The 8,096-nt window shown below is 54.2% G+C and carries 8 protein-coding genes; 5 read left to right on the forward strand and 3 right to left on the reverse strand.

Going from position 1 to position 8,096, the window contains the following annotated elements; all coding sequences use genetic code 11:
* From AWB78_RS48980 to AWB78_RS40475, 4 genes are all read left to right on the forward strand, one after another.
* Positions 1-336: hypothetical protein (locus tag AWB78_RS48980; RefSeq protein WP_232478091.1), on the forward strand; the 336-nt coding region annotated here is incomplete at its 5' end.
* 156 nt (positions 337-492) lie between these two features.
* Positions 493-1,332 carry a P-loop NTPase family protein gene (locus AWB78_RS47225; protein WP_157697819.1) on the forward strand — a complete coding sequence of 280 codons (840 nt, stop codon included), beginning with the start codon at positions 493-495 and terminating at the stop codon, positions 1,330-1,332.
* Complete coding sequence (locus AWB78_RS40470; RefSeq protein ID WP_157697820.1) at positions 1,329-3,590, forward strand: UvrD-helicase domain-containing protein; 2,262 nt, start codon at positions 1,329-1,331, stop codon at positions 3,588-3,590. The genes AWB78_RS47225 and AWB78_RS40470 overlap by 4 nt, the downstream gene beginning before the upstream one ends.
* 154 nt (positions 3,591-3,744) lie before the next feature.
* The gene (locus AWB78_RS40475) at positions 3,745-4,563 is read left to right on the forward strand and encodes a hypothetical protein (RefSeq protein WP_157697821.1); all 819 of its coding nucleotides are present in this window, start codon (positions 3,745-3,747) and stop codon (positions 4,561-4,563) included.
* Positions 4,564-4,903: 340 nt separating this feature from the next.
* On the opposite strand, the gene AWB78_RS40480 is transcribed toward AWB78_RS40475, so the two are convergent.
* The 3 genes from AWB78_RS40480 to AWB78_RS40490 all read right to left on the reverse strand — a co-directional run bounded on the left by AWB78_RS40480 (position 4,904) and on the right by AWB78_RS40490 (position 6,885).
* Complete coding sequence (locus tag AWB78_RS40480; RefSeq protein ID WP_062612655.1) at positions 4,904-5,911, reverse strand: hypothetical protein; 1,008 nt, start codon at positions 5,909-5,911, stop codon at positions 4,904-4,906.
* A gap of 66 nt (positions 5,912-5,977) precedes the next feature.
* On the reverse strand, positions 5,978-6,412 hold the full coding sequence (locus AWB78_RS40485) for a hypothetical protein (RefSeq protein WP_062612651.1): 435 nt from the start codon (positions 6,410-6,412) through the stop codon (positions 5,978-5,980).
* Positions 6,409-6,885 (reverse strand): hypothetical protein, encoded by a 477-nt coding sequence (locus AWB78_RS40490; RefSeq protein WP_062612653.1) that lies wholly within the window; start codon positions 6,883-6,885, stop codon positions 6,409-6,411. The genes AWB78_RS40485 and AWB78_RS40490 overlap by 4 nt, the downstream gene beginning before the upstream one ends.
* A gap of 264 nt (positions 6,886-7,149) precedes the next feature.
* On the opposite strand from AWB78_RS40490, the gene AWB78_RS40495 reads away from it, so the two are divergent.
* Positions 7,150-8,096 (forward strand): DUF2779 domain-containing protein (locus AWB78_RS40495; protein ID WP_082883623.1); only part of this gene is annotated, 947 nt, incomplete at its 3' end.

Genomic DNA, 8,096 nt, shown 5'->3' on the forward strand with positions numbered 1-8,096 from the left:
TTTAACATCGACCACTCCAGTTTGGATCACACGTTCTACCCCAAATCTGTGTCCAAAAAAACTGGAGGCGCCGCACGTCCAATGCTCTGCAAGCGCCCGAAATCGATCGATTTCGGATTGTGCTTGGGTTGGAATTTGGAATGGAACGCTAGTCGGCGTCATTGCGAACTACCCCGTGACCGTAGATTGCATGATCATACGCCGAAACTCGGACCTGTCCCCTTCAATGCAGGCACTACGCGGCAGTACGGTGGTGACGGTCCGTTCCCGCGCGTCCTCTATCAGCCCACCGATCTTGTCTTCGAAGACTTTGGCCGCGTACGCATGGACGGATAGCTACCGTGGGCTCACGCGGGCATCGAATCCCGCGCAAACAGGAAACCACGCCGTCAAGTATTCTCTTCACTGCGCACTAAACAGCGCTTATACTCCTGTCGAATTCTGAAAACCCACGCTAACGTATATACGCTGAAAGCAGTGAAGGATCACCGAATGGAAGAAACTGAACATTGCCCGGTGCAGGAACCCTTGAGACAAGGGGATATTCTCAAAATCGAACCAAGCGGATCATCTCCTTGGCCTTTCTCCCTCGCCGCGATAATCAATGCAGATTGCGACATGGCAAATGGGAAACACGATGGGGTCATCGCGCTTCTACCCATCTATAGATTTACGGAATATCTGCAAACCTTTTGGTTGCCGAATTTTATAGCGAATCAGATAGAAATTGCATCGAAGACCATTCGAGAATCATGCGAAATAGATGAAAGCAATATTGGTGAGCTAATAAATTGGATCGATTCACTTGATCAGCACAAGTCATTTGACATCGAAAAATTTGTCTCAAGATTTGAACTGAATAGAAAAAGCGCCCAATCCGTTACGGTGGCAATCCAACGATTGACATCGGCCATTATCGGTCGACGATCAATGTCGTTGGCATGCGTTAGGGATTTAGCGCCTAACCCGGAAGACTGTGATAAATATTTGGCTGGCCAAGTTTCGGATGCAAAAAAATCACTTGGTGATGGTCACTTCTTTGTGACGGATCTAAAGGGTGATAATGGCGTTGGATTCGTCATTCGTATGCGAAGGATATACTCTATCGATGCGCGGAGATGCTTTGTTTCATTTTCGACGCTGCAGTCAAGCAAGGGCAGCACCAAAACCTCCGCGTTTAGATTATCCAGATTCACACCGCATTATAAATTTAAGCTTGCGCAAATTTTTGCTCAGCAATATTCACGCATCGGCCTTCCGAATGAGTTGACGGCTCTATCCAGCTTGGCAGTTGATAATGCTGTTGAACACATTAAATCATCAAAAAAATGAAAGCACTTGCATTCAGCCCATCGGCACTTTTCCGACTTTCTCAGTTCGAAATATCGAGAGAATGGTTCTCGGAGTTTTTGCTTCCAGCGGGAACGGTAGGAATCAAGCGCGTGAAAATCGACGAGATTGTTTATTTTTTGGAACCCGATCTCGATCGGGACAACGCGTCCCTCGTGGTGGTGAGTCTGGCCGGTGAAAACCCGGTCTTTTGCGATACACATCGGGACGTTTATATTTTGGAACGTATCATTACGGTTGCACGCTCCATCTTCACGAACAGCGTCAGAATTCCGGTCACGTGGCGTGAATATCATGAAAAGAGCCTACTTTCTATATATGCTTCCAATCGCCAGAAAGGAGATGGGTCAAGAATTAATTTTGACAGCCGACCAGACGGGGAGGATTCGCTCTTTGTCTTTGCGGTGACAAAGAACGCTTTCGATCTGGGTCGAATTCCCCGCAACGAAGATATCTACCAACTCGCGCGGGCAAATCTGGCCGATGCGATTTTGTCGGACGTTCCTTCCGAGAATGAATCGACGAGTCGTGCAGGGATCGTGCTCAGTAGTCGCCTGCCCCAAGGCTTCGCTCAAGGAGCGACCCTTAAGCAATGGTACGAATCGATGCTGACAGACGAGCAGCGCAATTTCGTTGATAAAAGCCATGATGGTCCAGTCAGATTGCGGGGCTCGGCAGGAACTGGGAAGACTCTTTCGTTGGTGGTCAAGGTACTACGCGATGGAGAGGTGGCTGAACTAGAAAAACGGTCTGCAAAGTACGGATTTTTAACACATAGCCTAGCCTCCGTGGACATGGTATCAGCCTTGGCGGAGTCATTGGATACGCGTGGGCTTCTGTCAGGAGGAGGGCAGTCATGCAGTGTAGAACTCCGAACGTTATACGATCTGGCACATCAGCATCTTAAGTTCAATTTAGATGACTTGAAACCGCTGTCCCTCGATGGGCGTGAGGGGCGTCGACTGCAATTTGAGTTGATATCGAGCACTCTTAAGGAGATGCAAGCGTCACCGATTATTCAGCTTCAGTATGAAGACTTAACCGACGAACTGGCGACGCGCTGGCGCGCAGCCTCTTCCGGACAAGACCCGAAGTTCATCACGGAAATGATGAATGAATTCGCAAGCGTTCTCGATGCCGAAGGTGTTCGTGCCGGAGAGGAAAAAGGTGAAAAATATGCAAAAGGAAGCTTACTTAGAGCAGGTTGGCTAATGTCGCTCAGTAAAGAAATTGATCGACGGTTTGTACTCGAGGTCCATCGTCGCTATCGCATGTATTTGAGTGAAATGAATACTCTAAGCGTTGATCAGATGATTGCGGATTTCAATTCTTTTCTCGACTCAAATCGATGGGACAGTTTAAGAAATAGGTACGGCTACGACGCTCTGTTCGTTGACGAACTTCACTTATTTACTGGGGTGGAGCGGCAGCTTCTACATAAGCTGATCAAGCGCTCTGTTGGAGCGGATGGTACACCAATGCGCCCACCGATCTTTATGGCGTATGATCTTAAGCAGAGCCCGAACGATGCTTTCGCATCGCTCGATTCAACGGGGGCAATCTTCTCTTCCGGCGCGCGACTGCAAAATTCAGAGCTGATAAAACTTGAAAAAGTTTTCCGGTATACACCAGAAATTGCCGATTTTCTTTCCGATTTGGATGCGACTTTTCCTGCCATCGATATCCCTGGCGAATGGGATGCATACAGCGGTAAAGCGCAGTTGGCGAATGGAGACACCCCCGAGCTTCTAGTTTTTCGCGATGAGAAAGACCTGTTCCGAAGCGTCTTCGATCAGGCACGAAGTCTGGCAAGAACCATTGCTGGAGGAGGCCGACGAGTTGCAGTGCTATGTGTCAGCGATGAGATGTTCGATGCATATCTGGAGATTGCCTCGGGGCAGTACGAAGGTTCGATATTTCCGATTACCAGCCGCGAGCCTTCATCCGAATTGCGTCACGCCGGCAAGCGATTTGTATTTAGCATGCCGGAATATGTTGCTGGTTTGCAATTCGACACGGTCTTCTTGCTCCACGCCGATGCGGTGGATGCACCAGCGGACGCGAGCGTCGGTTTAAAGCGACGATTCATTTCGAATGTCTATCTTGGATCTAGTCGAGCAGAGCGTGTGCTAAAACTCAGCTCCTGTCAAACCCGCGGCGGGCCGTCAGATGTGTTAAACATGGCAATCGGTCGAGGTAGTTTGAAGCAAACGATAGTGCCCTCTCAAAAGAAGCGATGACTACCCTATCGATATGAGCGACGTGCCGGCTCCGGCTGCTCGTGCACGCTACTAGTTTCTTTTCCGCGTGTGTGAAACATGCGAGGCAGAGTGTGGCGTCGGAACGCCATGAAGACGGATATGATTTAGGCGCACCACAAGACAGAGAAGCGCAATGCCGACATTTCGTGGAACAAATTTAAGATCGGGCGATTTGGCCGAAGCCACCGCACTGTTGCTCCTTCAGCAGGTCGCTTTGGTGGCCCCCGTTCCGAGGACGGAGGACGTGGGTATAGATGCGATCGTGACGTTGCACCGGGAGTTCGATCAACGTCGACTCATCGCGGAGGATTCGCTTTTTGTTCAGATTAAGTCTGCCAGCGTTGACTGCGTGGAGTATTCCGCTGACGAAGTGAAGTGGCTTTATGAGTTGGACCTCCCGCTCTTTTACGCGTCGTTTGATATGGCTTCATGCCAGATCAGCTTGTTTTGCGCACAGCAAATCGCCGAGGCCTTCATTACAAACCACGACCGAAAGAAATTGCACATCCGGTTTGATGGTGAGCCAGATATGGCAGATATTGTTGGGGCTACCGACGACATTGTTCGCTTAGGCCCGCCCGTTATGGCGTGGAACATCAGCGATTGCTCGACGGATCGCAAAGTACTCAGAGAAAAATTCTACGCCGTCGTCAAAGCGCACGTGCGAATTCAGAAGAAGAACCTTGAATTCAGGAGTGTCGGTCGCGTAGAGAACTATTCGTGGCGACCTAACGAGGTCCCACGAGACGGGACTTGGAAGACAACTTCGACAAAGCCCAAAGGGGAGATCCTCGCCGAAGCATACGAGAGGATGATGCCGTACTTCTTGATCTGGGTTCTTGAATTGCCGTTCGCGGGCAATTGGAAGCACGCGAGAGATGTGGTGTCTCTGATGGAGAAGGCGCGCATCCTATGTGAGCGGCGTAATGCGGACGAGATCTCGCAAAAGTGAAACTGAAGAACCTGCTCAAGATGATGCCGTCTTCGCAAACCGATCCTCACGAGCGCACTCGATTGGATCAAGTTCGACACGCACGTGAGGCACCATGCGTCGGTATGGCGGCGCGAGGAGAAGCTTGCGTTGATCGCAAGGTTGATCGACAAGTTGGTCTGCTAGGCTGACTGCGATGGGAGACGAACCGCGCGTTGGTGACATATTCTCTGGCGCCAGAGTCGCTGTAAAGTGGCTCGGACGGACAGGAAACGGGCTCAAAGCTGCCGCACAAAGTGCGATAACTGAACGTCTGCTAAGGCCGACCTGCTGCTAAGTGAGAGGAACGTGTGTCGGCGCGCTAGGCGCCCGCGTTGATCTCAGCGGCCAAATCCGCGAGATCCGGCGACACTTTGCCGAAGCAGACCATCGCGACATCGAGTGGATGATCGTGCACGCAACGCAATGCCCGCCGCACGGCTCGAATGATCCATTCGCGCTCGTTGCCGAAAGCACCGCCGCCGACCGTCGTAAGAAACACCTTCGGATTGCCGGTTCGGCGGTGATTGAGCACAGCGGCCAGCAGGGTCGACTCATAGCTGGCTTCCAGCACCAGCGACGCGAACGGTGCCCAGTCCGCGCGCGGTCCGGAGTTGTATGCGACCGGCAAGGCGGAACAGAGGGCTTGGGTCACGCGTTGTCCGGACGGCGCGCCGTCCGCGGTCACCTCCGTGTCACGATGCAGGCCGATCCGAAGATATTTGCGCAGTGCATCCCGTCCGACTTCGTCGAGGCTTCTGATGTGCTCACCGATCGCCCGCACGGTTCGCGCGTCCAGCAGCGCATAGCCGTTCTGCATCTGAATGCCGGGGATGCCGAGCGCGCAGTCGAGATCGTGCAAGGCGTTGATCTGGTTATCGCGCGTTTGTCCGTACTGGCCGTCGACGGACGTCAGATAATTGCGGTACACCGTGGCGGGCGCGCAGGCGATAGCGCAGGCGGGACCTTGCGTGAAGTCGTTCCGGTAACGCGTGATGCCGTCCTCTGGCGCGACACCGGGACCAACCATTTCGAGCAGATTGAACTGACTAGCGACCTGAATCAGCGCGCCGTTGGCCTCGGGCCATGTATGAAGCGCATAAGCATCGGCGATAACCGTGCGCAGCGTCGGCCGCGTTCCGTCCGGCCGAGAAAGCGCCGCGACCTGTGCACGCAACTCGTCCAGGCTGGGGATGCTCAGCGTTCCGACATGAAATCTTCTCGGCGGGTCGCTATCGGTCAGCAACTGCTCCGATTCGATATTGAAGCGCTTTTGCGTTTCTGCATAGGTCGATTCGTTGAAGCCGAAAACCTGCCTGAACCATGTCATGGCCATTCTCTCTTTGATATTCGAGGGGTTGCGCAGGTGCCGCGCGACGCTCGGGCGAGTGTACGTTCATGGCATTAAATCCTGCGTGACTTTTCGATAGGAGAGTTCGCGCGCCTTTTCATCGCATAGCACGCGATACTCCCAGGCGTGATGCGGAATCCGCGCGGGCCGGCACAATGTGCCCGGCTTACCGGTCAGCTCACAAGTCTCGTGGGCGTGCCGGCGCGCCGCCTCAATGCAGGCCTCTGTCCAGTATGTGCTCAAGGCCAGTTCGAAGCGCAGATCGCCCGCCTTGCCTTTGACTTCGACCGCTTCGAGGCGGAAATCGGCATGCGCATGGGCATACGTGGTCAATTGCTTCGACAGTTCGCGGAGCAGGGCGAACCAGCCGTCGCCGCACTGGATTCCCCAACACATCGAACTGTTGGCGGCAGACTTGGCGCGACCGGCGTAGAGATCGGGAAACTCGTCGTAGAGCGCTTGCGTCAATTCGTCGTTCATGTCGATGACAATTGCGACGCGCCTTGCACCTTCTGCAAATCCTCGAACGCCTTTTCGATGGGTGTGCCGTTCATGACGGCCGCGATCAGCAGCGGAAGCTGTTTCGCGTTTGGACGCGGAAACTTCTGCGGATTGCCCTTGAAATTGTCCCAGACATGTTTCTTCGCGACTTCGTCGGACTTCAGCGACATGTCGAATCCGCGTTCGACTTCGGCGCGGCTGAACGGCTCGATCAGGTTGTCATCGTCCCAATGCGCACGGTCTGTGTTTTGTTTGTGCGTGTTTCCCCAGTATGGGATGCGCTGTCCCGGAGCAGGTCGGATTTCATAGTTGGGCTGGAAGCCGTCGCCGGAACTGCCGAAGCACACCATGACGAGCGGATCGTCAGCCTTCGGCAGGTTCTTGAGCACCTCGGATACATAGTCGCGTTTCAGCGCGCGGAAATCCAGACTTGATTTCGACAACTTCGGCATATCGATCCTTGTCGGTTTTAGCTTGTTTCCGGGAAATACCTGCGTGCGTCTGTCTCGCCCATCAGCTTAAGCATACTGTGTGCTCGATAGCGGTGCGCATTCGAACAGACTGATGACGACATCGCGCCGAGCCGAACCAACAAGTCTTCGGATAAGCGGTGGAGAAACTAACCGCCGCGACGCCGGTTCGTGTTTTCGGCGAGACACATTTTGTCTCAGTCCGTCGATAACCTGATCGATATCGACGGTTCGAGCAAAGCGGATATGTCCAGAGACTTTCGTCTTTCCAAATCGAAAATCATGGCGGGTGTGCAATGTCGCAGACGGTTGTGGCTGGAAACGCATCGTCGCGACCTTGCGCGCGTTTCACCCGCGAGCGAGCACATCTTCCGGATGGGGCATCTGTTCGGTGAACGCGCCCGTCCGCTCATGGGACAGGGCGAACTGATCGGTCACGTGCTGGACGTGGGTAAAGCTATCGCGGAAACGCGTGTGGCGCTGAAGCAAGCGTCGGACCGAGGATCGATGGTCTATGAAGCGGCTTTCTCGCATCGGAACGTCGTCGCGCGCGCGGACGGATTTGCGCCATACGCGGGTGGGTGGCACATGACGGAAGTGAAGGCCGCCAACGCCGTGAAGGACTACTTCTATCAGGATTGCGCGATTCAAGCCTGGGTCGCGGAAGGCGCCGGTTATCCGGTTCACAAAGTGACGCTCGCGTGCATCGAAAGCCGCTTCGTCTATCCGGGCGGCGGCGACTATGACGGATTGCTTCGGTGTATCGACGTCACGGCGGAAGTCGGGCGCAGAAAAGCGGCGGTGGATGGCATCGTCGAAGATCTGCGCCTGATGCTGAGTAGCGACGAACCGCAGATTACCGCAGGATCTCATTGCTCCTCGCCCTACGCCTGCCCATTCATGGCGCATTGCGGCGCGCACAATGCGGGCGCGCGTGGGGTGGGCCGCCGCTCTGCTCATCACGCGACAGTCGGTTCGCCGCCAGCGCTCGCGTACCCCAGACACTTTCTCTGGCTCGAAGCGATCGCGTCGCCGGTGCCGCTGTGGACCGGGACGCGGCCTTATCAGCGCATTCCCGTTCAATGGTCATGCCTTACGGAGACGCAGCCGGGAACATTTATTCATCGCGCGTTTCTCGACTCGTTCGATGCGCCTTCCAAGGACGACTTCACCCGTACGCTGATCGATGCGCT

Origin of the sequence: Caballeronia calidae (assembly GCF_900044055.2) — a bacterium.
Taxonomy (GTDB): Bacteria; Pseudomonadota; Gammaproteobacteria; order Burkholderiales; family Burkholderiaceae; genus Caballeronia; species Caballeronia calidae.